23 protein-coding genes are annotated in these 25,755 nt (G+C 61.9%); 8 read left to right on the plus strand and 15 right to left on the minus strand.

All coding sequences use genetic code 11. The features are described 5' to 3' along the window. Positions 1-32: 32 nt before the first annotated feature. The 3 genes from sake_RS01110 to sake_RS01120 are packed head-to-tail and all read left to right on the plus strand — an operon-like array spanning position 33 to position 2,713. A complete protein-coding gene (locus tag sake_RS01110; RefSeq protein ID WP_197964441.1) occupies positions 33-1,253 on the plus strand; it encodes a cytochrome P450 in 1,221 nt (406 codons plus the stop codon). A gap of 60 nt (positions 1,254-1,313) precedes the next feature. Beyond that, positions 1,314-1,508, plus strand: a complete 195-nt coding sequence (locus tag sake_RS01115) for a ferredoxin (protein WP_129358460.1) — start codon at positions 1,314-1,316, stop codon at positions 1,506-1,508. After that, the gene (locus sake_RS01120; RefSeq protein ID WP_197964442.1) at positions 1,505-2,713 is read left to right on the plus strand and encodes an NAD(P)/FAD-dependent oxidoreductase; all 1,209 of its coding nucleotides are present in this window, start codon (positions 1,505-1,507) and stop codon (positions 2,711-2,713) included. The genes sake_RS01115 and sake_RS01120 overlap by 4 nt, the downstream gene beginning before the upstream one ends. Before the next feature lie 69 nt (positions 2,714-2,782). On the opposite strand, the gene sake_RS01125 is transcribed toward sake_RS01120, so the two are convergent. The 4 genes from sake_RS01125 to sake_RS01140 form a co-directional block, all read right to left on the minus strand. Next, on the minus strand, positions 2,783-4,456 hold the full coding sequence (locus tag sake_RS01125) for a glycoside hydrolase family 13 protein (RefSeq protein ID WP_129358462.1): 1,674 nt from the start codon (positions 4,454-4,456) through the stop codon (positions 2,783-2,785). Between the two features lie 40 nt (positions 4,457-4,496). Next, entirely contained in the window at positions 4,497-5,351 is an 855-nt protein-coding gene (locus sake_RS01130; RefSeq protein ID WP_129359384.1) for a carbohydrate ABC transporter permease, read from the minus strand. Positions 5,352-5,416: 65 nt separating this feature from the next. Beyond that, positions 5,417-6,343 (minus strand): carbohydrate ABC transporter permease, encoded by a 927-nt coding sequence (locus sake_RS01135; RefSeq protein WP_129358463.1) that lies wholly within the window; start codon positions 6,341-6,343, stop codon positions 5,417-5,419. Positions 6,344-6,395: 52 nt separating this feature from the next. After that, positions 6,396-7,682, minus strand: a complete 1,287-nt coding sequence (locus sake_RS01140) for an extracellular solute-binding protein (protein ID WP_238147511.1) — start codon at positions 7,680-7,682, stop codon at positions 6,396-6,398. Positions 7,683-7,822: 140 nt separating this feature from the next. On the opposite strand from sake_RS01140, the gene sake_RS01145 reads away from it, so the two are divergent. Then, positions 7,823-9,034 carry an ROK family transcriptional regulator gene (locus sake_RS01145; RefSeq protein ID WP_178945275.1) on the plus strand — a complete coding sequence of 404 codons (1,212 nt, stop codon included), beginning with the start codon at positions 7,823-7,825 and terminating at the stop codon, positions 9,032-9,034. A gap of 69 nt (positions 9,035-9,103) precedes the next feature. Here sake_RS01145 and sake_RS01150 read toward each other — a convergent pair whose 3' ends face one another. The 3 genes from sake_RS01150 to sake_RS01160 form a co-directional block, all read right to left on the minus strand. After that, positions 9,104-10,285 (minus strand): ABC transporter ATP-binding protein, encoded by a 1,182-nt coding sequence (locus sake_RS01150; RefSeq protein WP_178945276.1) that lies wholly within the window; start codon positions 10,283-10,285, stop codon positions 9,104-9,106. 199 nt (positions 10,286-10,484) lie between these two features. Then, positions 10,485-11,456, minus strand: coding sequence for a class A beta-lactamase (gene bla, locus sake_RS01155; protein ID WP_129358467.1), 972 nt, complete (start codon positions 11,454-11,456; stop codon positions 10,485-10,487). A 115-nt stretch (positions 11,457-11,571) separates the two neighbouring features. Further along, complete coding sequence (locus tag sake_RS01160; RefSeq protein ID WP_129358468.1) at positions 11,572-12,495, minus strand: helix-turn-helix transcriptional regulator; 924 nt, start codon at positions 12,493-12,495, stop codon at positions 11,572-11,574. 112 nt (positions 12,496-12,607) lie between these two features. On the opposite strand from sake_RS01160, the gene sake_RS01165 reads away from it, so the two are divergent. Further along, positions 12,608-14,137, plus strand: a complete 1,530-nt coding sequence (locus tag sake_RS01165) for an MFS transporter (RefSeq protein ID WP_129358469.1) — start codon at positions 12,608-12,610, stop codon at positions 14,135-14,137. A 7-nt stretch (positions 14,138-14,144) separates the two neighbouring features. Here sake_RS01165 and sake_RS01170 read toward each other — a convergent pair whose 3' ends face one another. The 6 genes from sake_RS01170 to pta all read right to left on the minus strand — a co-directional run bounded on the left by sake_RS01170 (position 14,145) and on the right by pta (position 21,129). Beyond that, positions 14,145-15,383, minus strand: a complete 1,239-nt coding sequence (locus sake_RS01170; protein WP_129358470.1) for an acetate/propionate family kinase — start codon at positions 15,381-15,383, stop codon at positions 14,145-14,147. 78 nt (positions 15,384-15,461) lie between these two features. Beyond that, a complete protein-coding gene (locus sake_RS01175) occupies positions 15,462-17,108 on the minus strand; it encodes an AMP-binding protein (protein WP_178945277.1) in 1,647 nt (548 codons plus the stop codon). Between the two features lie 260 nt (positions 17,109-17,368). After that, positions 17,369-17,902: a Dps family protein gene (locus tag sake_RS01180; RefSeq protein WP_129358472.1), complete on the minus strand. Its 534-nt coding sequence runs from the start codon at positions 17,900-17,902 to the stop codon at positions 17,369-17,371. A gap of 77 nt (positions 17,903-17,979) precedes the next feature. Then, positions 17,980-18,147 (minus strand): hypothetical protein, encoded by a 168-nt coding sequence (locus tag sake_RS01185; protein WP_165000924.1) that lies wholly within the window; start codon positions 18,145-18,147, stop codon positions 17,980-17,982. A 260-nt stretch (positions 18,148-18,407) separates the two neighbouring features. Next, positions 18,408-18,896 (minus strand): GyrI-like domain-containing protein, encoded by a 489-nt coding sequence (locus sake_RS01190; protein ID WP_178945278.1) that lies wholly within the window; start codon positions 18,894-18,896, stop codon positions 18,408-18,410. A 124-nt stretch (positions 18,897-19,020) separates the two neighbouring features. Further along, positions 19,021-21,129, minus strand: coding sequence for a phosphate acetyltransferase (gene pta / locus sake_RS01195; protein WP_178945279.1), 2,109 nt, complete (start codon positions 21,127-21,129; stop codon positions 19,021-19,023). 160 nt (positions 21,130-21,289) lie between these two features. On the opposite strand from pta, the gene sake_RS01200 reads away from it, so the two are divergent. Continuing rightward, positions 21,290-21,598, plus strand: a complete 309-nt coding sequence (locus sake_RS01200; RefSeq protein WP_129358475.1) for a thiamine-binding protein — start codon at positions 21,290-21,292, stop codon at positions 21,596-21,598. Further along, entirely contained in the window at positions 21,595-22,221 is a 627-nt protein-coding gene (locus tag sake_RS01205; protein ID WP_129358476.1) for a GNAT family N-acetyltransferase, read from the plus strand. The genes sake_RS01200 and sake_RS01205 overlap by 4 nt, the downstream gene beginning before the upstream one ends. A gap of 87 nt (positions 22,222-22,308) precedes the next feature. Here sake_RS01205 and sake_RS01210 read toward each other — a convergent pair whose 3' ends face one another. Then, positions 22,309-23,211, minus strand: coding sequence for a TetR/AcrR family transcriptional regulator (locus tag sake_RS01210; RefSeq protein ID WP_243155714.1), 903 nt, complete (start codon positions 23,209-23,211; stop codon positions 22,309-22,311). 123 nt (positions 23,212-23,334) lie between these two features. Here sake_RS01210 and sake_RS01215 point away from each other — a divergent pair, with 123 nt between their 5' ends. Continuing rightward, positions 23,335-24,804, plus strand: coding sequence for an MFS transporter (locus tag sake_RS01215; RefSeq protein ID WP_243155715.1), 1,470 nt, complete (start codon positions 23,335-23,337; stop codon positions 24,802-24,804). 116 nt (positions 24,805-24,920) lie between these two features. Here the strand turns inward: sake_RS01215 and sake_RS01220 are convergent, their stop codons facing one another. Then, positions 24,921-25,526, minus strand: coding sequence for a TetR/AcrR family transcriptional regulator (locus tag sake_RS01220; protein WP_197964443.1), 606 nt, complete (start codon positions 25,524-25,526; stop codon positions 24,921-24,923). Positions 25,527-25,755: the final 229 nt, after the last annotated feature.

The raw sequence follows: 25,755 nt of genomic DNA on the forward strand, positions 1-25,755 counted from the left end.
CCAGCACCACGACTCGAGAAAAAGGAATCCACATGACTGATACCACTACCCAAATGCCCGTCGAACGAGATGCGGCTTCACCACTTGACCCGCCGCCGGAATACCAAGCCCTACAAGAGCAGCAGCCTGTTCACTGGGTGCGGTTCCCTAACGGAACCGAAGGTTGGCTGGTGACCCGATTCGATGAGGGAAGTCAGGTTTTCGCAGACCCTCGCATGAGTGCTCATCGGCCTCGCCACGACACCCCTGAGGGCGAGACTGGAGAAAGCGCAGATGACAGCGGCAGTGGTTTGCCGCCGCTTTTCGTCATGATGGACGAGCCCGACCACGGCGCATACCGCAAGTTGCTGACCGGGAAATTCACGCCAAAGTCAGTCCAGAAGAACCTGCAACCCTATATCGATCAGATTGTCGGCGAACACCTCGACGCGATTGCCTCTGAAACAGGCCCCGTGGACCTCGTGGAAGCACTTTGCCTCCCGATTCCCTGCTTGGTGATTTGCGAAATCCTGGGCGTGCCATACGAAGACCGCGACGGTTTTCATGGGGCGACCGAAAACATGATGGACATGAGCAAGCCCCGGGAGGAACGAGACGCGGGCGCCCAATGGCTGATGAACTACATCTCCACTCTGATCGCAGCCAAGAAGGAGGATCCGGATTCCGCAGGCCTCATCAGTGAGCTCATCCGGATTGCCGCAGCCGGGGACACCATCCTGAAGGATGAGGACCTGACGGGCATTTGCGTCCTGCTTCTCTTCGCCGGGCACGACACGACTGCTGCCATGATGGGGCTGTCGATCATGACCTTGCTGACCCACCCCGGAAAGTGGGAGGAACTGCGCGACAATCCGGAAAAGATCGGGCCAGCCATCGAGGAATTGCTTCGGTACCTGACCATCGTCCAATTCGGTCTCGGTCGTGTGGCACTCGAAGACGTCGAAATCGGCGGAACACAGATCAAGAAGGACGACCTCGTCGTCGTCGCCATGCCGGTGGCGAATCGCGATCCCCGAGTCTTTTCCGACCCGGATGTGCCTGACTTCGACCGCAAAACAACCCGGCACCTGGCATTTGGCTACGGGGTCCACCAATGCCTGGGTCAGAACGTGGCCCGCGCAGAACTCAAAACGGTGTTGCCGAAGCTGATTGAACGCTTCCCCAACCTGAAACTCGCCGTGGACGCGCAGGAAGTGCCCATGGACGCTTTCGGCACGAACTACGGTGTCCGCTCGCTACCTGTTACTTGGTAACCGGCCCATTCATCGGCCGGACTGAGAGAACAACGAACGCAATTGAAAAGGAACACACACATGAAAATCACAATTGACGAACAAAAGTGCTGCGCGGCCGGACAGTGCGTCCTCGCGGCTCCGGAAGTGTTCGACCAGAGGGACGAAGACGGCATCGTGGTCTTGCTGCAGGAGGAGCCGGACGCGGGGGAGCACGAGAACGTACGAAATGCAGCTGCTCTGTGCCCCGCGGCGGCGATCGAGGTTCACGAATGACCCTTCGGCATATCGTCGTGGTCGGTACCGGGGCCACAGGTCTCGGCGTCTTGGAAACTCTCCGTCGCGGTGGGTGCGACGGGCAGATCACGATGGTCGGAGACGAGACTGCTCTGCCCTACGACCGGCCCCCGTTGTCAAAGCGGTTCTTGACCGGCGAGTGGAACCAGGAGCAGTTGAATCTTCGTTCTGAAGAGTCCCTGAGCGAATTGTCCGCAGGCTGGATGTCGGGGTGCCGCGCTTCCGGTTTGGATACTCATCAACGGCGCTTGTTCCTCGATGACGGCACCGCCATTTCATACGATGAGCTGGTCATCGCCACCGGTGTCCGGCCGCGGTGGTTGCCGCTCACTGAGCATCTCGACGGGGCTCATGTCCTGCGAACCGTTGGGGACGCCATTGAGCTTCGTCAGGCACTGACCGACAATCCGGAATTGGTGGTCGTCGGTGGAGGTTTCCTCGGTGCTGAAACGGCTGCCGCGGTGGCAACTCTCGGATGCGAAGTCACCCTCCTGAGCTCAGAGGACGCTCCGCTGGCCGGAGCGCTGGGGTCGGAGGTCGCTACTGTGCTGGCCGCACGTCATCACCAGCACGGGGTGCGGATAGAGCAAGGGCGGGCAGAGCGAGTTTCTTTGACCCCCGATGGCTCCGTCGACGGAATTCTGCTGGAGGACGGGCGACATTTGCCCGGGAAAAACGTCTTGATGACCATAGGATCCCACCCGAACGTCGAATGGCTTGAAGGAAGCGGAATTCCCGCGGATCGTACTGTGGAATGCGATGAGCGAGGACAGGTGGCTCCCGGGGTCTGGGCAGCTGGGGACGTCGCGGCGTGGTGGCACCCTGAAATGGGGCGTTCTGTGTGCCTTGAGCACCGGACTAACGCGACCGAGCAGGGTATGAATGTTGCGCGGTCCATTCTCGGTCAGCCACCTATTGCTCGTTCTGTGCCGTACGTCTGGTCGGACCAATACGATGTGAAAGTTCAGGTCTATGGGTTTCCGCGTGACGCCGACTCATTCGAAGTCGTTGACGGGAACCTCGACGACGGTAAGTTCACCGCGGTCTACGGTAAGGACGGCGTGGTCTGTGCGGCTGTCGGCGCCAATATGGCGAGGTCTCTGAGACCCTTGCGAACGCATGTGGCAGCACGTACTCCTTGGGCGGACCTGGACCGGCTCCAGCCTGCCGCCGCAGCGAATTAACATCTGAAAACACCACAAAGAAGCCCGCGCATGCGCCAGGCATGCGCGGGCTTCGTCATCTCTCCGCGGCTACCCCCGCAACCAGACGCTCGAGTTTCCAGCCAACTTGCCGTCTTCGAGTGGTGAGCTGGTCAGCATAATCTCACCCTCAGGAAGCTCGGCCGGCGAATCCCCGAAGTTCGTTGCACACACCCACCCGTTGGGGCGGCGGAAGACCAGAACATCAGGGTCGGTGTGCTCGACCCACGTGAGCGATTCGGCGGTCAGCCACTCCCGTCTGAGGGCCAGGGCCCGCCGGTACAGGTTGAGCGTAGACTCCGGATCCGCGTCCTCGGTGTCCACGGCATACTGGCTGAACCAGGCCGGCTGGGACAGATGGGAACCGGCCTCACCGAATCCGAGACTCGTCCCGCTCGAGGACCAGGGCAGGGGCACCCGACATCCGTCGCGCCCGATCTCGACCCCACGGTTTCTGAAGTACGTCGGATCCTGACGCTCGCTCTCCGGGATGTCGGCGACTTCGTGGAGACCCAGCTCCTCGCCCTGGAAGAGGTATGCGCTTCCGGGAAGGGCCAACTCGAACAGCGTTGCGGCTCGCGCCCGGAGGATCCCGGTTTCCCTGTCGAGCTGGTTCTCGGGCCCACCGGAGAGCAACCACTCATTGCCGACCTCCTTGTTCGTGCTTCCGGCGCGCGTCGGCAACCCGTAGCGCGTCGCGTGGCGGACGACGTCGTGATTGGACAGGACCCACGTGCTCGATGACCCGGACTCCTCGGCGAGGGCCAGGTTGAAGGACACGATCTGGCGGAAACTATCCGCCTCGAAGGTTGCGGACAGGAGATCGAAGTTGAAGGCTTGCCCCAGTCCGGAGGGACTCGCGTACTGGGGCCTGCGGTCGGACTCGACCCAGGCCTCGGCGACGGCGGTCCTCGGCGGATCGAATTCGTCGAAGACTTTCCTCCAGTCGGCGTAGATCTCGTGGACTTCGTCTCGGTCCCACAGTGGATGGTTGCCGTCATGAGGCATGGCATCGAGTTGCGCCTGGGTCGGCAGAGGTTCCGAGAGATCCTTTGCGAGTCCGTGGGCGACGTCGATCCGGAAGCCATCCACACCCCGTTCGGACCAGAAGCGGAGGGTCCTGCGGAAGTCCTCCTTGACCTCCTCATTCTTCCAATTCAGGTCCGGCTGCTCTGGGGCGAAGTTGTGTAGGTACCACTGGCCGTCCGCGACCTGGGTCCACGCGGGACCGCCGAAGATCGACACCCAATCCGTCGGCGGTTCGTTGCCGTCCGGTCCCGATCCCTCACGGAACACGTACCGGTCGCGGGCCGCAGAACCCCGACCGGAGGCCAGTGCCTCCTGGAACCATTCGTGCCGGTCGGAGGTGTGATTCGGCACGATGTCGACGATGAGTCTGAGACCGGCCTCGTGCAGAGCCGCGGACATCTCGTCGAAGTCCTGCAACGAACCGATTTTGGGGTCGACGCCGCGGTAATCGGCGACGTCGTAGCCCCCATCGGCCAGCTCCGACGGGTAGAAGGGGCTGAGCCACACGGCATCGATGCCCAAGTCTTTTAGATACGGCACCCGCGAGGTGATCCCGCGGAGGTCGCCGATCCCGTTGCCATCCTGGTCGGCGAAGGATCGCGGGTAGATCTGGTAGACCGTGGCCTGTCGCCACCAGTCCGTACCCTGGAGGGAGAAGTCCGTGGCGAGGTGCTGTTCGGTCGTTGATGCAGTCAACGGATGTCCTTTCGTGAGGGGGGGAAACGAAAAACAGTGGTTACTTGAGAGCGCCCTGGGTCAGGCCGGACATGACCCACCGCTGGCAGAAAACGTAGGCGATGATCGAAGGCCCGATCGCCAGCAGGTACGAGGCGAAGGCGATGTTGTAGCTGTTGCTGAATTGCTCCTGGAACATCTTCTGGACCACGGGGAGGGTCTGCATGTCCGGGTTCGCGATAATCATGGACGGCATCATGAAGTCGTTCCAGGAGGCCAGGAGCGTGAAGATCGCGACGGTAGCCGTCATCGGCCCCATGAGAGGGAAGATCAGGGTCCAGAAGATTCGGGAAGCCGAGGCCCCGTCCACCCGGGCGCTCTCCTCGAGTTCTTCCGGCAGGCCGCGGATGAACGCCGTGAACAGCATGACGTTGAAGGATAGCTGGAACATGATGTGCAACAAGATCACGCCGGCCGGATTCGCCAGTCCGACGTACCCGCTGAGCTTGACCTGGGATAGGGCCAGGACCGGGAACGGCAGAAACATCGCGGCCAGCAAGTAATAGCAGGAGAATCTGAAGAACGGACGGTGCCAATTTCGTGCGATCGCGTAGGAGGCCATCGCACTGAGCAGCACCGATCCGACGACGCTCACCGCCGTGATCGTCAACGACACGGTGAAGACCGTGGGAAAATTCGTCAGTTCCCACGCTTCGCGGAACCCCTCCATCGACCACGGCCGCGGCAGGTCGAAGGCTTGTCCCTCGACGGCCTGGTCCGTGGTCTTGAAGGCCATGGAAATGCCGACGAAGAACGGCAGCAGTACCGCCAGCGAACACACGGCCAGGATCGCGGTGCGCACCCACGCCTTGGCATTGCGGCTCGCGCGACGCCGCGGTGACGTGGTTCTTTCCATCGGTCGGACCGACGATGCGGTTTCGGGGAAGTCCGTCTCGGGCGGAGTCATCATGGTTGCGGACATCAGATGTTCGCCTTTCCTCGGGAGATCCTCATGTGCAAAAGGGCAATTGCCAGGGTGATCAGGAAGAAGACCACAGAATTGGCCATTTGGTAGGCATAATCGCCCGTCTCGAACCCCTTGAAGATCGACATAGCCACTGATCGGGTTGCAGTTCCAGGGCCGCCATCGGTCAGACCCACGATGATGTCGTAGGAACTCAGGAAGTTCTTGAAGCCCAGAATCACGTTGATCAGCACGTATCCGGAAATCATGGGCACGGTGATGCGGGTCAGTTGCTGCCAGGAGCTCGCGCCGTCCAATGAAGACGCTTCGTACACGTCGTCGGGAATCGTCACGAGCGCCGCGATGTAGATGAGCATCGCCTGGGGTGTGGCCTGCCAGGCCGTAACCAGCACGATCGCTATCCAGGCGAGGTGAGGATCGGCCAGGATCGAATCCGTGAGCGGGCCGAAACCGATGCTCTCGGCGAAGGCCGGAAGCGTGGTGGAGAAGATGAACTGGAAGACGAAGGCGATGATGATGGCCGAGACCACCATGGGAAGCACGAATACCGTCCGCAAGAGGGTACGGAACTTGATGTTGCTGGTCAGCCCGATGGCCAGGAACAGTGCGACGACGTTGACGAGGACGACCGTGGCCAGCGCGATGCCGATCGTGAACCCATAGACCCTGAGCATACTGGGATCGGAGAACAGTACCGCGTAGTTCTTGAATCCGACCATGTGGAACCCGCCGAAGCCGACCGAATCGGTGAAGCTGTAGAAGATCCCCATCAGTGCAGGAAGGGTAATGCACAGGGAGAACAGAACCAGAGCGGGCAGCAGGAAAAGGTAGAAGACCGGTTCGATGCGGCGTCGCCTCCTGAGCGGAGCCAGCCTGCGGTTCGGGCGTTGATCGGTCCGGGTTGGTGCGGTATCGGTTGTCATGACTTCGTCCTTGGGTCTGGGTGCCCTCCTGTGGGGCGGGCGCCTGAGCAAACTACGGCGTCTGGCGGCGTGCGAGGCGTTGCCAGTCGCCGTCGAGGGTCCTGAGAGTCTCATCCAGGTCATCGCCGGTAAATAGGCCCTGCATGTAACTCTCGAAGGGGATCGTCTTGGGTACGGCAGTGGAGACCCCTTGGTAGAAGGCCGCCCTGTCCACGTAACTCTGCATGTCCACGAGGCGCGGGTCGGTTGCAGCCGGTGCACCATCCCGCACGGAGTAGCCCAGATTCTTTTCGTTGTAGTCGTCGGCCACCTCCGGGGTTATGAGGTATCGAAGAAGCTTCCGGGCGGCCTCGGGATTCTTGGCCTTTTCCGGAATCCAGAGGGCAAGGTCGAGGTTGATTCTGACCTTGAGGTCTTCCGCGTTCTCTGTCATCGGCAGGGGAAATACGCCGAGATTGGCCTCGGGGTTCAGCTTCAGAATGTCTGGCAGCGCCCAGGGGCCTTGGAAGTACATCGCGGCCTTGCCGCGGGCGAAGGCGACATTTCCGTCTCCGTATTTGAGCCCGTCGGCGTTCTTGTTCGCGTATTTGCTCGTGATGGTCAGGGCCTTTTTCAGTGGCTCGCGGAAAACCTGGCTGAAAGAGAACTCCGATTCCGGGGTCACCTGGTCGCCCTGATTGCGGAGCCTTTCGAAGAAGTGCGCGACGTCGATTGAGCCGCCGATACTGTAATCGACGATGCCTTGGGCGATGGTCCAGGCCGCGGCAGAGGTCAAGCAGATGGGGGTCTCGCCGGCTTCTTGGAGAGTGTCACAGACGTCGAGGAACTCGGAGTGGGTCCTAGGAATGTCCAGGCCGTGTTTGTCGAAGATCTCCTTGTTGTAGAGAGTCGCGGCCGAGGTTACGGAGTACGGGATGGCGCTGGTACGACCCGGATACGTGGGGTACTGGTCGACCAGGTCCTGGAAGCGTGGGGCGATCCTGGCTTCGCTGGCTATGTCCGACAGGTCCGACAGCTCGCCACGTTCCTGGAATCGGGCCATCTCGTAGTTGTAGTTCAACAGGCCGAGGTCCGGGGGAGCGGCCCGGGCGAATCCCGAGGAGAGATTCGAGGCCGTATCGTGTACAGCCTTGAGGGCGCCGTCCTGACTATCGTTGAAGCGGGCCACAAGTTTCCTGAAATACGGGATTGCTTCGGGTTTCGACTGGTAGAGCCTTACCTCGGCGGCGCGAGTCGTCCAACCGCATCCTGAGAGACCGAGGCCGAGAGCTCCTAGGGATGCGCCCAACAGGGCTCGCCGACTCAGCGTGTGCGCACTCGTGGTTTCCTCGCCGTTCACATGGGCCTCCAGTGTTCTGAAACACATTTACTCGTGGGACTAAATATAGACACTAAATAAAGGGGAGGCAATAATCTGGAATAAATCAGACCCACAAAGGCAAAGTCTCACGCGGGGGTCCGAAGGAAGGAGGTCGGGTGATGAATCAGCGACCAATCAGGGCGGGCTCATCCCAGGTGGTGCGGTCGATGAACGCGGGAACAGTGCTGTCCACGATGTGGGAAGGCGAACCCGTGACCGCCAGCGACCTGATGCAGAGCATCGGCCTGACTCGGGCTACCGTGTTGGCGCTGTGCAAGGACCTGGTCGCGGAGGGGTGGCTTCTGGAAGTCGAGAACTCCAGGGACGCAGGCGCGTACAAGAAGGGGCGCCCGTCCCTGAGATACGTCTTCAACGCCCGGAAGAAGATTGTGGTGGGAGTCGATGCTGGGCAGCATCGTCTCAAAGCGGCCGTGGCCGACCTGGCGGGAACGGCCCTGGGGACGGCGCAGATCTCGATGGGGCACGGATGGGGCACCCCTGAACAGCGTCGGTGCGCCATCGTCAGGACCGTCGACCAGGCCCTCGACGACGCCGGCCTCTCGCCCTCCGACGTGGATTCCGTAGTCTTCGGCGTCCCCGCACCGGTGGACCTCGACGGACTCTCTCCCGAAGGGCCGAACGAGTATTGGCGCACGATGAATCCTGGACTCAATCGACTGATGGATGACAGGGGATGGCTCGCCAGCGTCGAAAACGACGCCAACTTGGCGGCATTCAATGAGCTGCACCGTGATCCGGGGCTGCGAGATTCCTCTTTCGCAGCTCTGTTGGTCGGGCAGAGGTACGGCGCAGGGATCGTGCTGAACTCCCAACTCCTGCGGCAGCGGCGCGGCAATGCGGGCGAGCTGGAGATTCTGCACCTGGTGGACGGCGTCGGGACGCCGGACGGTGCTGGGCACAGTGCACAGACCCTTGCCGTGAAGGCCATCCAGCGAGCGGCGGCCGGGACCGGCCTGACCACGAGTCTGTCGATGTGGTCGGAGGAAAGCGTTCGCGCCGAGCACGTATTCGCCATGGCGGATCAGGGTGACGATGTCGCTCGAGGGATCGTCGAGAAGGTGGCGGACCAGATCGCTCGTGTGTGCGCTCTGCTCGCGGGCCCCCTCGGGCTGGACGGGGTGGTGATTTCCGGTGGCATGGCCCCGGCGCTGAGCGGCCTGACGGCGTCCATTCAGCGGTCGGTACAACGGTACCTGTATGCACCGTGGCTCACGGTCTCGGCTTCGGCCTCCGGGGCCGACGCCGTGCGCGACGGCGCCGTCTTTGCAGCCATCGAGGGTGTACAGGAGCGGGCGCTCAGGGGACTCTGACCTGTGGTCTGCGGCGGGCCCGCGGACTTATAGGACCGGTTCGGGCGAGATCGTGTCAGGCCAAGCCGCTCAAGCGGCGGTGGATCCCGTGTCGGTCGCGACCCGAGCATCCTTTTCATTGCCCGCGTCGGTCGCGACATCATCGGGGGCGAGGTTGTGACCAGTCTCGGCGTCGAAGAAATGCCCGTGACCGGTTGGGGCCAGCCAGACGCGGTCGAAGCGTTTGAGTGGGCTGCGTCCGGAGGTCCTGACGATGATGTGGGCCGGCCGTTCTGTGTTCGGTGAAACAATGGTGACAGGGGAACGGCGCGGGAGCGAGACGTGGACGTAGGCGTCGGCGCCTAGCTCCTCCACGAGTTCCACGTGGGCCTCGAAGCCCCGGGACTGTTCGACGACCTCGAGGTCCTCGGGTCTGATCCCCAAGTGAACAGTTGGGTTCGAGGTGCGTGCGCGCATGTCGTCGGGGAATTCGACGGTTGCGTTCTCGAGCCGTACGCCGCAGGGCTCGACGGTCCCCGAAAGAACGTTCATGGACGGCGAACCGATAAACCCGGCCACGAACTCATTGGCGGGATGGTCGTAGAGGTTGGCGGGAGTGTCGACCTGCTGGAGCTGGCCGTCCTTCAGAACGGCGACGCGGTCTCCCATGGTCATTGCCTCGGTCTGGTCGTGCGTTACATAGACTGTGGTGACCCCTAGGTGATCGGTTAGCTCCGAAATTTGGCTGCGCGTCTGGACGCGGAGTTTCGCGTCGAGGTTGGACAGTGGTTCGTCCATCAGGAAAATCTCGGGCGATCTGACGATCGCTCGACCCATGGCTACGCGCTGGCGTTGGCCGCCGGACAGCGCCTTGGGTTTGCGGTCCAGGTAGTCGGTGAGGTTGAGCAGGCGGGCTGCTTCCTTGATCCGCCGGTCTCGCTTGTCCTTAGGGCATTTTGCGATCTTGAGCGGGAATCCGATGTTTTCGCGGACAGTCAAGTGCGGGTAGAGCGCGTAGTTCTGGAAGACCATGGCAATGTCCCGGTCCTTCGGGTGTAGTGCGGTGGCGTCCCGGTCGCCGATCCAAATGCGGCCGTCGGTAACCTCCTCCAGGCCCGCCAGCATCCTCAGGACCGTGGACTTCCCGCATCCGGACGGACCGACGAGGACCAAGAACTCGCCGTCGCGGATCTCGAGGTCCAGGTGTGAGACTGAATCCCTGATCGCGCCCGGATACCTGCATGTGACATTTGCGAAGCTGACACTCGCCATCAGAACTCCTGACGTGGGGCGCCTCGCCCCGATGAGAATTTATTTAGGCCAAATATAAACTCTGTGGGTCGATTTGTATAGCCCACGTCACACTCGGCGTGGGGTGTGTTCAGAGAAGTAGTGTCTTCGCGTCCGAAGTCTCGGTGCAATGGTCGGAAGTGGGACCGGCGGCACAACAGATTGAGGTTGCACTTCGTCCTCAGCCGATGAGGCCCTCGAACACGGCCTCGGCGGTTCCGGCGATGGCGGCCTTCTGGCCGACGGTGTCATCCGTACGGTGTGACTTGGTGAAGACCGACATGATGACCGGCGCCCCCTGCTGTGGCCAGATGACGGCGACGTCGTTGGACTCGCCGTGGGTGCCCGACCCCGTCTTGTCGCCGGTGAGTGTTCCCTCCGGGAGGCCCGCACGGATCTGTTCGGCGCCGGTTGTCGATTCTTTCATCCACCCGACGAGTTTGTCCCGCCCGGAGGCAGTCAGTGCGTCGCCGAGGGTCAGTCGGTTCAAGGTCTCGGAGAACGCGGCAGGAGTCGTCGTGTCGAGGACACCGGAGGCCTCGTTGAGGTCGGGCTCGATCCGGTCGAGTCTGGTCGTGACATCGCCCGTGGACCGGACGAAAGCGGTCACGGCCTCGGGGCCGCCGCACTGCTCCATCAGTAGGTTCGACGCCGTGTTGTCGCTGACCGTCAGAGCGGCCGCACAGAGTTCCTCGACGGTCATTCCGTCCTCCAGATGTTGGCTGGTCACCGGCGCGTAGGCCAAGATGTCCTCCCGAGTGATGCTGACTCGCCGCTCGAGCAACGTCGGATCCTGGGAAGCGCGGTTCAGTACCGTGGCTGCCACGAGAACCTTGCTCACCGAGCAGAAGAGAAACCGCTGTTGGTCCCGGTAGCCGAAGCAGGCGCCGGTCGACGTATCGAATGCATAGACGCCGATCTCCCCGTCGAGTTCGTGCTCGAGCTCACGGATCTTGGATGCCATGTCGGGCCGTTGCCTGCTGTCCGGCGCTTCTCCCTTGCCCGGCGCCGAGGCGCCGGCGGCGGTCGCGATCAGCGCCGCAGGGACCGCGGCGGCGGCGCCCGCCAGTACGGTTCGACGACTCACGCCGCTCGAGACGGCCTTTCGGCCGATGGATCGGGTGGACTGTTCCTGGGGAAGAGAGAACGACATGGTCAACCTTTCTTGGATATTTCATGAGGCTTGAGGTTTTTCGGGGTCTGTGCTGCACACGTGCATATCGTTCAGATTTACCAGGAGGGTGGCCCATCCGCCAGGCCTGGCAGTCTCACCCGACCGAGCGCAGGGGCAACCGACGCACGACGTCCTCGTCGGGTCCGGGTGGCACGCGGTGCCCCTGAGCCCGTTCGATCTGACCCGTGTGGATCAACTCCTGCAGGTGTTCCAGACGGGCGGCAGTCGTCGAGTCCTCGGGCTGGTGGATCGAGAGGGCGAGCCTGCGGTCCTCCTGCACCACGAGCGTCAGATTGCTCAGGCGCAAGGTTCCCACCCAGGGATTGTCCACGGTCTTGATGTGATTGGCCTCGCGGACCACGTCACCGGAATCCCAGAGCCTGCGGAATTCCTCGTGGGTCCGGAGCCTGTTCAGATGCTCGGACCAATCCGGGTGCTCGGGTGACTCGCCGAATGACGCGCGCAGTTTGGCCACGAAAATCCGAAGTTGTTCAGGATCATTTCGGAACGCGTTCTGCCATGCTCGGTTCTCCAGGAGCTGATGGACGCAGGATCGATCCGCCGCCTCGTCGGCGTCGTCGATCAGAAAGCGGAAGGCGGGATTGTAGACGCGCCACCGATAGAGTTCATCGTGAACCATGGCCGGGTACGGCATTGCTTTGTTCAGCATTGCGCGGAGCCTGTCGTCGATGATGCTTGTGCCCGGGCGCTGGGCCTGCGCCGGGTAGCCGCCCAGCCTGAATAAGTGCGCGCGCTCCTCGGGTTCGAGCAACAGTGCGTCCGCGATAGCGGTCAGGACATCCACGGACGCATGGACTTCGCGTCCCTGCTCGAGCCACGTGTACCAGGTGGTGCCGACGTGGGCCAGAACCGCCACCTCCTCACGACGCAGTCCCGGCACACGCCGTCGCGGCCCGCACGGCAGGCCCACGTCCCGAGGCGTCAGCCGATCTCGACGACTGCGCAGGAATGCGCCCAACTCGTGGTTGCTCAGCTCCCCGGGGTTCGTCCTTGTCATGAGAACATTCTTGCAAGCCCGTGAACCAGGAAGAAACCCCTCATCCTGGTAGTGGCACTACCAGCATCGCCCGGCACTGCCATTTCCTCCTTGCCCGCCGCACGGTAGAGGCATGAACAAACCAATCCTCTGGCCGCTGCACCTGGCGGCCCTTCTTTCCACTTTCGTCTTTTCCTTGGGCTCGATCGCCGCTCCCCAGATGAAGGAATCGCTCGGCGCCGATGACGGTCAGAGCGCGCTCATGGTCGGCATCTTCGCCGCCGCGTTCGCCTCCGGGATCATTTACTGCGGCCGGTTGGGGGACAAATTCGGCCGGCGTCGCCTGTTCATCATTGGCATGCTGGGACTCGCCGTGTGCTCCGTCGCCGTGGCCTGCGCATGGAATCCCGGTTCTGCCATCACGGCACGGGTGGCGCAAGGATTTGCCGCTGCCGGGATGATGCCGCAAATCCTCTCGATCATCCAGGCCACCGTCTCCGGAGCGGCTCGGACTCGGGCGGTCGGGATGTACACCGCCGCTGCCGGGGTGGGCACCGTGGCCGGTCAGGTCATCGGCGGGTTCCTGGTATCCGCGGGTGGGCCTGAGCTCGGGTGGCGGTTGGCATTCGCCGTGTTCGCCGTACTCTGTGTTCTCGCCGGACTGAACGCATTCCGTTTGCCCTTCGACGGCGGAAATCCGCGACTGAGGACCGACCCGGCCGGGGCCATTCTGTTACTGACCACACTCGGCGGCTTGATCGTCGCACTCTCATTGGGTCCGAAGGCGGGGTGGTCCACCTGGTGCGTGGCCTTGATGGTCCTTGCGTTCGTGGCACTTATCGGGCTGATTGTGCAGCAGAGAGCGGCCGCCCGCGGTGGAGGACATCCTCTGTTGCCTCCGGAGGTGCTTCGTGCTCGGCCCCTCGTGATCGGCGGGGGCATGGCGATGGTGTTCTTCGGCGGGTACGGGGCATGGACGTTCAATTACGCGGTACTCACCCAATCCGGTCGGGGCGATCCCGCCTGGATGTCCGGGACGGTGCTCGTTCCGTTCTGCCTGGCCTTCCTCATGGCTTCGTTGCAGTATCACCGCATCACCGCCCGGCTGGGTGGGCCTGGCACCATGCTGCTCGGCGCGGCTCTCCAGGGGATCGGTCTGATCGGCGTGGGGTTGGTGTCCCTGGTCTCCGACACCGCCTGGGAATGGTGGTTCCAGGTTCCTGCCGTCGTCCTGGGAGTCGGTCAGGCCCTGCAATTCGGTCCCTTGGTATCCACTGTGATGGCGGAAGTCCCGGAGCGCGTCGGCGGACTGACGGGCGGATTGATTTCAACGATGCAACAGACAGGGATCGCGGCCGGTGTCGCCACGATCGGCGCGGCCTACGCATGGTTTCAGTCTCTGTTCACGTCCACCCAGGCCTTCGGCATCGTCTCCATCGTCCAGCTGGTGCTGGTGGCGGGGTTCGCAGCGGGAGCCGTCGTGCTTCGGCGCGCGAACAGGAAAGCTGTGTCCGAGGCTCCGGCGTCGGAAAGGGATGCTCCCAGGGTCGACTCAGGGAGGGTGGTACGCCCGGACACCGCATCTCCGTCAGGCTCTGCGTCACGGAGCGAGGACGTCGCAGTATCGCTGACACAGACCGGTCAATGCCCTCGCTGCCCGTGAACAGGGGCTACCGGTGGTCGGCCCGGGCCGTGACCAAGCCTGCTGTCGCCTCGGCGATGGCGCGTTCCTCGTCGGTAGGGACGACCAAAACCGTGATCGTCGAGTCCTTCGCGGAGATCACCCGGATCTCACCGGATCGGGCCTCGTTGGCTTCTTCGTCCAACGTGATGCCCAGAGCAGCGAGCTCCTCAACCACGAGTTTGCGGAATACCGCCGAATTCTCCCCGATGCCAGCGGTGAAGACAAGGCTGCGCATCCCTCCGACAGCAACGTGATAACCGCCGATGTACTTCGCCAAGCGATACGCGGCCATGTCCATGGCCAACTGCGCGTTCCGATCACCGGAGCCGGCACGTTCGGCGAGCTCGCGCATGTCATTGGTGCCGCCGATGGCCACAAGGCCCGATTCTTTGTTGAGGATTTCGTCCAAACGCTCGGCGTCGACGTCTTTGTTGCGCGTCAGGATTCCCGTGAGCACCGAGGGATCGACGTCGCCCGAGCGGGTGCCCATGACCAGGCCAGCCAACGGCGTGTACCCCATTGAGGTGTCGATCGATGTGCCGCCCCTGATGGCGGTGACCGAGGCGCCATTTCCCAAGTGTGCAATGACCGCGTTGAATTCCTCACGAGCCACTCCGAGGAATTCGGCGGCTTTGCCGGTCACGTAGTCGTGGCTGGTTCCGTGGAAGCCGTAGCGGCGGATGCCGTGCAAGCGGTAGAAAGCGTCCGGAATGGCGTAGCGCCACGCCTTTTCCGGGAGGGAACGATGGAACGCGGTGTCGAACACGACCACCTGCGGCAAACTCGGCCACTTCTTCTGGATGGCGCGCAAGCCCAGGGCCGCGGCCGGATTGTGGAGCGGTGCAAGCGGCGCGAGGCGTTCGATGGCGCGGATGATCTCGTTGTTGACGATCACCGGCGCGGAGAAGCGTTCGCCGCCGTGGACGACGCGGTGGCCCACGGCGTCGATCTCGCGACCGTTCAGCTCACGGTCCAGGCGTTCAGCCATCACGTCCAATGCCTGGGAGTGATCGCCGATCCCCCCGCCTTCGCCGATGTTCTCGATGAGGCCTTTCGTCAGAACCTCATCACCCTCCGCGCCCAGTGTCGCCCGCTCCAGGGTGATGCGTTCGTTGATGGCCGGCATAGATGAAGTGTAGGGAGCGATGTTCTCCTCAGACGTGGAGACCTCTCGCACCTGATACTTGATCGACGAAGATCCGGAATTGATGACGAGGACGAGCATTGGGTTCCCTTCGCGTCGTGACGGTGCACGCTCCAGTATCTCACCGTCACGACGCGTTTCTGGGCTTCGAGCTCCGGATCACTTCTGGGGCGTGATGAGCCTCTCGGCGGCGTCGTCCTCGGCTGCGAGTTCCGCGACCTTGAAGTGCATCTTCTTGCCGGTTGGCGTCAGCGGCAGCTCATCTACGAACCGGTAAGCGCGAGGGCGTTTGAAATCGGCCAAGCGCTGGTTGTTCCTGCACAGCGCGTCGAGCTCTTCCGCAGTGACGCCATCGCCTTCGGGGAGGATATAGGCGACAATTCGTTGGCCCCAATGCTTGTCTGCCACGCCCACGACCACCGCGGCATTCACGCCGGGGTGCTCCTCGAGGGCTTCCTCGACCTGGACCGGGTGGATGTTCTCTCCACCCGAGATGATCATGTCGTCCTTGCGTCCGACGACGGTCACGAATCCCTGATCGTCCCACGTCGCCAAATCGCCTGGGTAGAGCCAGCCGTAGTGGAATTTTTCCTCGTCGCGGTGCGGATTGTTGAAATAGGAGAATCCGGACTTGGGGGAGCGCATGATGACCTCACCGATTTCGGTGTTGTCGGTTGCCGCCGTTTCTTCAGGGGTCGCGACTCGGTCTTCGAAGATTTTGACGACAGCGACGTCGTCGTCCGTGCTGGCCCGACCAGCGGTACCCGCATGGTCCGGCAGGTCTTCGGGGCGCAGGAAGGTATTCCAGAAGGTCTCGGTCGTCCCGTACCCGTTGAAGATCCGGGGGGTCAGGACCTCCTGGTATCTGATGGCATCCGCACGGGAGAGGGGAGCGCCCATCGTCACGATGCCTCGAAGTGTCGAAAGGTCTCGCGGGTGACGTTCCTGGGCAGCCGCGAGCATGCCGAGGGTCACCGGCGCTCCGATGAGGAAGCTGATTCCCAGTTCTTCCGTGAGATCCAGCGCCTTGTCCGCGTCGAATACGCGCATGGGGACCACCGAGCCGCCGGAGTAGAAGACAGGGTTCGGGCCACCGGAATACAAGCCACCCCGGTGGAACCAGGGTGTGGTGTTGAGCGTGCGATCGTTTGGTGACAAGGGGAAATGCATGATGACGTCGTGGGCGGACATCACGTCAACGAGCGAGGGGAGCGGCACGCCCTTGGGCATCCCCGTGGTCCCTGAGGTGTAGAGACGGGTGGCCTCTTCATACGTGGAAAAGTCTTCCGGCACGCGCGGGTTGTGGTCCGGGGCCGAATTCACAGCATCCCAGAACTCGACGGCTCCGTCCCGTGTCTCGTCGCCAAGGACCCACTCGATCGGGTTGCCTTGTGCGAGTTCGACGGCCTGGTCGGCCGTCTCTCGGTATTTGTCGGTGAATACGAAAACCTTGGGGGAGCTGTCGTCGAGAATGTGCGAGGTTTCCCCTGCCGACAAACGGTAATTGATCGGCACGCTGACCGCGGCGATACGTTGCGTTGCAAGATAGAGAATTGCGAATTCGGGGCAGTTGGGAAGCTGATAAACAACGGCATCGCCGCGGCCTACCCCGGCCTCGATCAGGGCGGAGGCGGCCCGCGCGACGTCGGCGTCGAGTTCGGCGTAGGTCCACTGTCGGTTGGTTTCCGGGTCGATGATCGCTGGGTCGGATCCGTACCGTCGAACATTGCGTCGGAAGCCGGCTTCATAGGTGAAGGCGCTTTCGAAGTAGTCCTTAAAGCGTTGGGGGTTGTACACCTTCCGCATCTCCTGTGTCGAGTGATTGATGTATAGGGAAACTATAGAAATTCTACGCCTGGAGCGGCATACGCATCGTTCTGATGACGCGAATGCTTGGACAAGCCCTTGGTGCGGTGGCGATGTTCGAAATTCGTAGTGGTTCTGGTCTAACACACCCGGGTGACGGAAGCACTGCCACCCGAACGTACAAAGCCCGGGAAATCATGTGTTTCGGCTAGGCCGATAACGATGACTTCCCGGGCTGAGATGCTCAGAAATGGGCCAGATTACTTGGCTTTGGCCGGAGTACGCGTTTCTGCGCTGATGAACCAGGCCTGTTGCTCGAGTTTCTCGAGGATTCCGTGCAGAATATCGGCCGACGTGGGATCGGCCTCGTCCACGGCGTCGTGTACTTCTCGCATGGTGCCCGTGGTTGCTTCGAGGGAGCGGACGACCACGTCGATCGCATCGGTGGTCAGCACTTCTCCCTGAGGCATCTCCGGCAGAGTGGTGTCCACGGCGACAACGGCAGGCCGACCATCCGGCGTAGCGTGCAGGGCGCGCATGCGTTCGGCGACGTCGTCGGAGGCCTCGCGGGCGATGTCGACGACTTCGTCCAGATTCAGGTGCAGATCGCGGAAGTTCGGTCCGACGATGTTCCAGTGGGCCTGTTTCCCGACCATGTGCAGGGCGATCAGGTCAACGAGAACCTTCTGCAGGTCATCACGCAATTCTTTGGGGGCAACGAATCCCTTTTCCGCGTTCTCGCGGCGGGTTTTGGTGTCGCCTGCGGGCTGCGGGGCCTTAATGGTTTCAGTCATTGCTACTCCTCTGTGAGGGTCCTTGAATTCAGGACTCGAATGTGGTTCGTCTGATAGCTATGTGAAGGGGACGGGAGTTAGTTATCCGTAGCGGGCGCTCGTCCCTGAGAATCGGTCATGTCACCGACTGCGCCGTCGCCGGGTTCTCCTTGAGAACCCGATTCCTCTTGATAGGCCTTTTCTTCTTCCGGGCTCATCCCGATTTTTTCTTCGGGAGAGTCCTCTGCCTTGTTCGTGCGACTCATATTGCACCTCCTGAAGAAGGGTTGTGTCGCCGGAGCGCTCTGTGCGCCCTGGTTCCGGGTCTCATCTGTCACGCTGTTCGGCGTAACCAACACCCATCTCTTCAAACGCTACTCCCGTTCTCGACGGATGCGGAAGGGGTGTATGCCCATGGCGTATGCGGTCCGCAGGCTCGCGGGGGGGCGACAACGGCGGTGGCGTTTCGGCCGGGTTGGCGACCCTCTCTGGCGTTGGGTTGCGCTCGGAACAGGTGGGTGCTCGGCTACTTGTCTTTGACGGGTATCGCCAGCCCAGTAACGAGCGTTTCGGGGGCGACGTCGGGGCCCGGCTTGGTCTCGTAAGCCTCCCAGAAAGGCATGAGTGGGGTTTTGCCGTCCGCTTCGAGCCTTTCCATGAAGGACTGCCACGATTCCGGGAGCCCGTCATAGGGGCCACGATGCCTCGCTGTGGCCAAGCGGCAGGCCGGCAACTCGGACGGAATGATCTTCACATCGCCGACGGTGACCGTTTCGCTCAAAGGTTCGTCCACTGGGAATCCGGTCTCGAACGTAGCGGTTTGGTCGGGAACGGACTCGTAGCGGGAGAATGCGGGACCGGCTGGGCTGAACAGGCCCTGTTGAACCGCCTGCCCCAAGGTTGAGAATGCCTCGTCCATGGCAGTGGGCATTTCACGCATGGGCAGTTCGCGGAACCGAACAACCACTGTTCTCATTCCAGGAAAATCGATGTATTCAGGACGCGGGACACTCATAGCGCTCGAACTCCTTCACGGTGCTTGAGTGAAGTCTAAGGTCGGACGCCCGGAACCGCTAGGACAATCAATGAACCTGATGCCCGGCAGAGAGAACAGAGGCAGAACACTGGTTGGGTGCGGGCTACTCCGACTGCGCCTGAATCGCCGTGATGGCCACAGTGTTCACGATGTCGTCGACCGTGCAGCCGCGAGAAAGGTCATTGACCGGTTTGCGAAGCCCCTGGAGGACCGGGCCGACTGCCACGGCGCCCGAGGACTGTTGAACCGCCTTGTAGGTGTTGTTGCCCGTGTTGAGATCCGGGAACACAAAAACTGTGGCCCGACCGGCAACCTGAGAGCCCGGGAGCTTCGACTCCGCAACTGAAGCATTGGTTGCGGCGTCATACTGGATCGGTCCCTCGACCTCGAAATCCGGGTGTGTTGAGCGCACCAACTCGGTTGCTTCACGAACGCGGTCGACGTCCTCGCCCGAGCCGGACCCTCCGGTTGAATAGGAAAGCATGGCAACCCGTGGTTCGACGCCGAACTGCCTTGCGGTCCGCGCGCTCGCCTTGGCGATGTCGGCGAGCTGCTCGGCATTGGGATTGGGGTTCACCGCGCAGTCCCCGTACACCAGCGCGCGATCCTCGAGGAGCATGAAGAACACCGAGGAAACGATGTTGACTCCCTGTTTGGTTTTCACGAATTCCAGGGCCGGGCGGATGGTATTGGCCGTGGTGTGCGCAGCGCCCGAAACCATCCCGTCCACATGACCGAGTTGAACCATCATGGTTCCGAAGTAAGAACCGTCCAGCATGCGTTCCTTGGCCTGCTCGAGTTCTACGCCCTTGTGCGCCCGGAGCCTGGCGTATTCGGCGGCGTATTCCTCCCGCAACGGGGAATCGGTGGGGTCAATCAATCTGACTTCGCCCCGGCTGGGGGATCCGCTGGAGGCGAAACTGAGATCGATGCCTTCGGCCTGGGCCAGTTCGCGCACCGTCGACTCGCTTCCCAGAATGGTCAGATCGCAGAAGTCGCGCCGGACAATGATCTCGGCAGCACGCAGGATTCGGACGTCTTCCCCCTCGGTCAGAACGATGCGGCGCCGATTCGAGCGGGCCGTTTCGATCAGTTCGTGCAGGAAGCGCAATGGGGTCATGGTGGCGGGGCGAGGTAAGTCAAGGCGCCCGAGCAGTTCCTTCTCATCCACGGACTTCGACCATTCGCCCATGGCCGCTGCGATCTTTCGGGGTGCACCTGCCCGCAATTGGCCGTGAACCGCTCCCACGGCCTGTGCCGCGGAGAAAGTATCCACCGAGGTACGCAGGATCGGAAAGGGAGCAGCCTTGATCAACGCTTGGGTCGCGGTATTGATATGCAGATCCCCCGAGAGGAGCACACCCGAAGGAACCGGGAACGTCGGGGAGAGCGCAGAGGCCAAAGTCGCCATCACGACGTCGGAGCGGTCCGACGGCGTGATGACGAAGTCTCCGTCCGCCATCTGTTCGAGGAAATTGCCGACCGTCATCGCCGCGACTTTGACCGCTTGGATGTCGCGATCCAGGGATGCCCCGACCCCCTCGGCTTCGAGGTCGAGTTCGTTGACAACCTCGTCGACCGTGGGGTGCGAAATTGCTGGAGTCTCCGGAACAACGTAAACGTGGCCCCCGCGGCGCCCCGCGGGAACATGGGCCTCGACCTCGGAGGCCATCTCCGGATCAACCCTGTTGACAATGATGCCCAGCAGATCCGTTTTGGCAGCGTGCAGCTCGGCGCGTGTAACTTCCACGGAGTTGACGATGTCTTCGACGCTGTCTGCTTCGGCCCCGGAGATCACTGCCAGGACGGAGCAACCCATGTTGTTGGCGAGTCTGGCATTCATGTCGAATTCTGCAGTTGCCGCATTGTGAGCCAGCAGATCGGTGCCGTCCACAATGACGACGTCGAATTGTTGACTCATCTCCGAATAGATTGACAAGGACGTGTTGACCAGCTCGTTGAGATCTCCGGCGGCGAGAAGCTCGCGGCATCGCGCCAGCGAAACGCCGCCGCGTGCCGAAGAACCGTCGAGATCGAAGGTCTGGCGCATGAGCCTGATCCGAGGGTCGGTCTCGACCGAGTCGGTCTCGAAGACCGGCCGGAAATAGCCGACAGAGTCCGCCCTGCGAATCAAGGAATCGGTCAGGCCCAAGGCGATCAGAGTCTTACCCGCCCGCGGGGTCATTGCATCGAGAAAAATTCCGGTGGTCATGATTCATCCTTCGCTGGAGGGCTCGCCTGCTCGGCGCGCTGACGATATCGATTTTAGGCGCGGCGTCGTCACGGCGGTACGTGGTACGTCTCATGTGGAAGATTCAACGGTTGGCGGAATTCTCTAGGCCATTGAGCATGGTCGGTGGCATTCTGGAACCATGTTGTTCGCATTCTCAGTTGCCCCGTCCGGCGGCGAGTCCCCCGACGCTTCGGTCCATGAAGCCGTTGCGGCGGCAGTCCGCATCGTCCGCGAATCCGGTTTGCCCCACCGCACCGATTCGATGTTCACCACCATCGAAGGCGACTGGGACGAATGCATGGACGTCATCAAACGCGCGACCGAAGCCGTCGGCGAGTATGGAACGCGCGTGTCCCTCGTGCTCAAGGCGGATATTCGACCAGGGTACGAAGGCGAATTGACGGGCAAGCTCGAAAGGCTCGAGCAAGCAATCGAAGGAAATGAATGACCTTCGTCTGTGACGGAAAATATGTCATTTCTCCCGCTGGCGTCGAAGATGCTTCGACCTACACGCAGGTGCACCTGAGTGCTCTGGAAAAGTCGTACCGGGAAATCATCGGGCCCGACTTCGGGCCTAGGATGCGTGCTCAGGCTGGTGAGATCGCTTCCGAGGACCTTGAGTATCTTTCACAGCCGGGTGCCCGGGCTTTCATCGCCTGGGCGAACCCCCAATTCGGTGAGAGCAATGATTACGGTTGCTGTTCCGTGGGTGCGGACCCGGACATGTGGTTTCGACCCGTCGGCATAGCCTTGGCCACCGACGCGGGTCCGCTCGAGGACTGGGAGCGCGAGATCGGCGCCCACCGGCTCGAAGCCCCAGCGGGCCAGCGGCTGCGCAAACTCATTAACCTGTACATCCTTCCCGAGGCCCAGAACGACGGTCTAGGAAAAGAATTGCTGCAGGAGGTTTTGCCCTCGGAGGACCCGGCGTTGCTGTGGCTCATCAACGGCAACGAGGCCGCTGCCCGTTTCTATCGTCGTCACGGGTTCCAGGAGCTGGGCGAGGCTTTCGAAACAGAGGGGTCGTGGGCGCCGTCGACGACGGGCCGCATGGTCCGGGGAATGGCTTAGGCCGGACAGCATTGCGGGACAAAGACATCCGTGAGGGCTGTCTTTGGGCAGGTCTGACGACGATCATGTGCACCTTTGGACGAGCGCTCACCCCCAGGTTTGGCGCTCTAGCCCGCTCAGGAGCAGATCCAGCCCTGCGATGAATTGGGAACGGTCGTCCATCTTGCCGAATTCCCCGAGAATCGCGTGAACAAACGGGAACTCTTCGGGATCCGAGGCTTCCCATTCGCGGATTTGGTCGATGAAGCCTTCTTCCCTGCTCTCCAAGTCAGCTATTTCCTTAGCCCCCTCGGCGATCTCTGCGCCCATGCCAGAGGCGTAATTGATCACGGCCAGAGAGGCGTGAAATTGCTGGGAACGGGACAGCTCCATGCGCAAGAGTTGTTGCCCTACCGTTTCCCAGTACATGAAGGAATTGTGCTCATCGGGTCCTGCCTTGATGAGCTGAGCGGCGAGCCACGGGTGTCCAAGCATCTGTGCGAAGAGGCACAGGATTAGACGACGAAGCCTCATGAGGGCGTCGACGGTTTGTTCGCTCGTACGAGGGTCAGGCGCTGGAGTCGAGAAATCCGCAAAGCCGGCGGGCGTGGGGGTCCCGGAGGAATCCAGGATCTCATTTTCCCGCAGGGCTCTGCCGAGCAACTCGTCAGCCGCTAACGCCATGAGCTCTTCCTTGCCGCTCGCGTACCAGTACAGGCTGGCGACCCCACTGTTCAGGTCGGCCGCCAGGCCGCGGAGGGTCAGCTTTTCGGCGCCCTCACGATCAAGGGTTGCGATGGCTGTTTCAAGGATCGAGTCGAGAGAAAGGGAAGCTCGTTGACGGGCCATCCCCCGGCCGTTGCCGGATCGTGATCTCTGATTCGCCACCCGGTCGTTCTTGCGTGCCTGGCGCTGAGCATTGCGCCGCGCATTGAGGCGTACTTCGCGCTGCTGCGCCCGCTCTGCGGCGGTGAGGCTCTGCCTGTTCGGCCCGGGTCTGGACGATGTCATACCCAAAAATCTACGCAGGCTCTTGCGCGGAATCAAACAACGTTCTATTCTCGAACACGGTTCGACTTATCGAACGGTGTTCTATTCATCGAACACAGTTCGATCCGATAGAAAGGTTTCCCTATGTCTGCCCAAGAAATTTCGACGATGGAGGCTCCACCACAAGCCTCCAACAAGCCTCAGAGCTTGCGCGCGGCGTGGCCCGCACTCCTCGGCCTTTGTCTGGCGATGCTCGTGGAGATGGTCGACAACTCGATCCTCAACGTCGCCTTGCCTACGGTTGGGCGAGACCTTCACGCGAGTCCGACGGACCTTCAGTGGATCGTCGGAGCCTACTCCCTCACTTTCGGAGGGCTGCTCATGGTGGGCGGCACCCTCGGTGACAAGCTCGGGCGGCGTCGCACCTTGTTGACCGGGCTCGCGCTCTTCGGTCTGGCAGGTCTGGCGGTTCTGCTCGTGCAGACCCCGGCAGAGCTGATCGCCGTCCGTGCCCTGTCCGGGGCGTTCGCCGCACTCATGGCCCCGCTGACCATGTCCTTGGTTTTCCGCCTCTTCGACCGAGAAGATCTGCGGACCAAGGCGATCGGTGTGATCATGGTCGTGTCCATGATCGGCTTCGCGATTGGGCCGACGCTGGCCGGACTCGCCGTGGAAAGCTGGCCGTGGCAGTCGCTCCTCGTCCTCAACGCCCCGATGGCCCTGATCGCGTGGCTGGGGGTTCGACTCGGTGTTGAGAGGGACAAGCTGGAGGACCGTCGAGTCGGCGGAACCGACGTTCCCGGAGCGCTGTTCTCCGTCGGAGCTCTCGGTTTGATCCTCTATTCGTTCACCGCAGGAACCGAATACGGTTGGTCCTCTCCGAAGACCCTGGGCATCCTGGTTGCAGGGATCGTGTGTCTGGTGGCTTTCATCTGGCGAGAGAAAACGGCCAAAGATCCGATGCTCGACCTGACCTTGCTATCGATTCCGACGGTTCGCGGATCGGCCATCATCCAGACCGCCGTGATGATTGCGATGGTCGGTGTGATGTTCGGTTCGACCCAGCTGTATCAATTCGCATGGGGTTGGTCCGCTTTCAAGGCCGGGTTGGCGAACCTGCCGTTCGTCGCCGGAATGCTGCTGGCCGGGCCTTTCGTCGACAGAATGGTGGTCAAACTCGGCCACCGCAAAACCTCAATGATCGGCTCGGTGCTGGTTCTGGGGAGTCTGCTGTTGTGGGTGTATGCGGTTTCCCACAGTTATGTCTGGTGCGCGATCGGGATGCTCATCATGACCATGGGTATGCGAACCATCATGACGACGGGCGCGGTCGCCCTCTTGGGTGCCCTTCCTGAAACCCACACCTCAATCGGTTCCGCGATGAACGACACCGCTCAAGAACTCGGTAACGCCGTGGGCGTGGCGGTCGTCGGAACGGTCATGGCGACTGTCGTCGGGAAGACTCTGCCGCACGGCGCGTGGGATGCCGCGACCGTCAACGGATTCGTGCACTCCCAGCAGATCTCCTTCTGGATTCTGGCGGGCATTGTGCTCGTCATGTCCTTCATTGGGGTGCGTACCCTGACGGATTCCAAGGAGACGGAAGAGCACTGAATGCTAGGAGCAACACTGATGACCAAGAACTTGTCAATTCCGCGGCCGTACCTTCGAAGAAGTGGTCAGAGGATGATAACGCCCGTAGTTAGAGCCTGATCAGACGATCTGCTGTCTCACCGGCTGATCCATCCGAGGGCAGGGAGAATCACTTCGTCGACGATATCGGTCACTTCGGCGGACGTAACGGGTCCCGTGGTGAGGTGACTGGCGAGCACGATTGCAGGCCCGGCGCTGATTCGTGCAGGGGTCACCGCGCTGGCATCAATCTGCCCGTCGGTGGCTGCGCGTGTGAGTGCTTCGGAGACAAGCCGCTGACGTGGATTGACCAAAAGGACGGTGATCTGGTTCCAGAGCTCGGGCCGACGGTCGCGCTCGAGCAGTAGTGGTGTTAGTGCTCGACCAAGAGGGGTGGTGAGTCCAGTCGCCAGATCCCCCAGGAAAGTAATTAGCTCTGAGCGGAGATTGCCGACAGCGTCAAGGCGGGTACCGCTAGGATGTTCGCTTCGCCTTGCTTGGTCTTCGGCGCGGGTCAGCGCTGCCATGACAAGTTGCTCAGGGCTGGTCCACCGCCGATACAGGGAGGCTTTGCCTGCTCCCGCACGGGCCGCAATGCGGTCGAACGTCAGGCCTGCCATGCCGTGTTCGGCGAGTTCGGCCAGTGTGGCCTCGAAGACTGCGTGTTCGAGCTCGCTGCCTCGTCGGCGGGCACGTGCGCTCACTATCGCACGCTCCAAGGAACGGTGGTGCGGAGAGTTGCCGCTACCTGGTATTGGTCGTAACTACGCCACAGCGGCAGGATGACGTGTGGCTCAGGGGTTGATTTCCAGACACAGGATTTGTTCGGCATGTTAGTAAGCAATGCGACCTCGCCCTTTGCTGATATGTAGGTACCTTTCAGGCTCGTTCGTGTTTCCTCGATGGCGATCAAGAACTCGCTCCCGGAGAACA

It is taken from the genome of Kocuria sp. TGY1127_2 (genome assembly GCF_013394385.1).
GTDB lineage: Bacteria > Actinomycetota > Actinomycetes > Actinomycetales > Micrococcaceae > Rothia.

What these genes read in the sequence shown, in the direction of transcription:
- sake_RS01210 (WP_243155714.1), bottom strand. Translation starts at nt 23,211, where the DNA reads ATGACATCGTCCAGACCCGGGCCGAACAGGCAGAGCCTCACCGCCGCA.
- sake_RS01205 (WP_129358476.1), top strand. Translation starts at nt 21,595, where the DNA reads ATGACCTTCGTCTGTGACGGAAAATATGTCATTTCTCCCGCTGGCGTC.
- sake_RS01130 (WP_129359384.1), bottom strand. Translation starts at nt 5,351, where the DNA reads ATGGAAAGAACCACGTCACCGCGGCGTCGCGCGAGCCGCAATGCCAAG.
- sake_RS01135 (WP_129358463.1), bottom strand. Translation starts at nt 6,343, where the DNA reads ATGACAACCGATACCGCACCAACCCGGACCGATCAACGCCCGAACCGC.
- sake_RS01185 (WP_165000924.1), bottom strand. Translation starts at nt 18,147, where the DNA reads ATGAGTCGCACGAACAAGGCAGAGGACTCTCCCGAAGAAAAAATCGGG.
- sake_RS01150 (WP_178945276.1), bottom strand. Translation starts at nt 10,285, where the DNA reads ATGGCGAGTGTCAGCTTCGCAAATGTCACATGCAGGTATCCGGGCGCG.
- bla (WP_129358467.1), bottom strand. Translation starts at nt 11,456, where the DNA reads ATGTCGTTCTCTCTTCCCCAGGAACAGTCCACCCGATCCATCGGCCGA.
- pta (WP_178945279.1), bottom strand. Translation starts at nt 21,129, where the DNA reads ATGACCACCGGAATTTTTCTCGATGCAATGACCCCGCGGGCGGGTAAG.
- sake_RS01200 (WP_129358475.1), top strand. Translation starts at nt 21,290, where the DNA reads ATGTTGTTCGCATTCTCAGTTGCCCCGTCCGGCGGCGAGTCCCCCGAC.
- sake_RS01165 (WP_129358469.1), top strand. Translation starts at nt 12,608, where the DNA reads ATGAACAAACCAATCCTCTGGCCGCTGCACCTGGCGGCCCTTCTTTCC.
- sake_RS01120 (WP_197964442.1), top strand. Translation starts at nt 1,505, where the DNA reads ATGACCCTTCGGCATATCGTCGTGGTCGGTACCGGGGCCACAGGTCTC.
- sake_RS01170 (WP_129358470.1), bottom strand. Translation starts at nt 15,383, where the DNA reads ATGCTCGTCCTCGTCATCAATTCCGGATCTTCGTCGATCAAGTATCAG.
- sake_RS01175 (WP_178945277.1), bottom strand. Translation starts at nt 17,108, where the DNA reads ATGCGGAAGGTGTACAACCCCCAACGCTTTAAGGACTACTTCGAAAGC.
- sake_RS01145 (WP_178945275.1), top strand. Translation starts at nt 7,823, where the DNA reads ATGAATCAGCGACCAATCAGGGCGGGCTCATCCCAGGTGGTGCGGTCG.
- sake_RS01160 (WP_129358468.1), bottom strand. Translation starts at nt 12,495, where the DNA reads ATGACAAGGACGAACCCCGGGGAGCTGAGCAACCACGAGTTGGGCGCA.
- sake_RS01110 (WP_197964441.1), top strand. Translation starts at nt 33, where the DNA reads ATGACTGATACCACTACCCAAATGCCCGTCGAACGAGATGCGGCTTCA.
- sake_RS01190 (WP_178945278.1), bottom strand. Translation starts at nt 18,896, where the DNA reads ATGAGTGTCCCGCGTCCTGAATACATCGATTTTCCTGGAATGAGAACA.
- sake_RS01215 (WP_243155715.1), top strand. Translation starts at nt 23,335, where the DNA reads ATGTCTGCCCAAGAAATTTCGACGATGGAGGCTCCACCACAAGCCTCC.
- sake_RS01115 (WP_129358460.1), top strand. Translation starts at nt 1,314, where the DNA reads ATGAAAATCACAATTGACGAACAAAAGTGCTGCGCGGCCGGACAGTGC.
- sake_RS01180 (WP_129358472.1), bottom strand. Translation starts at nt 17,902, where the DNA reads ATGACTGAAACCATTAAGGCCCCGCAGCCCGCAGGCGACACCAAAACC.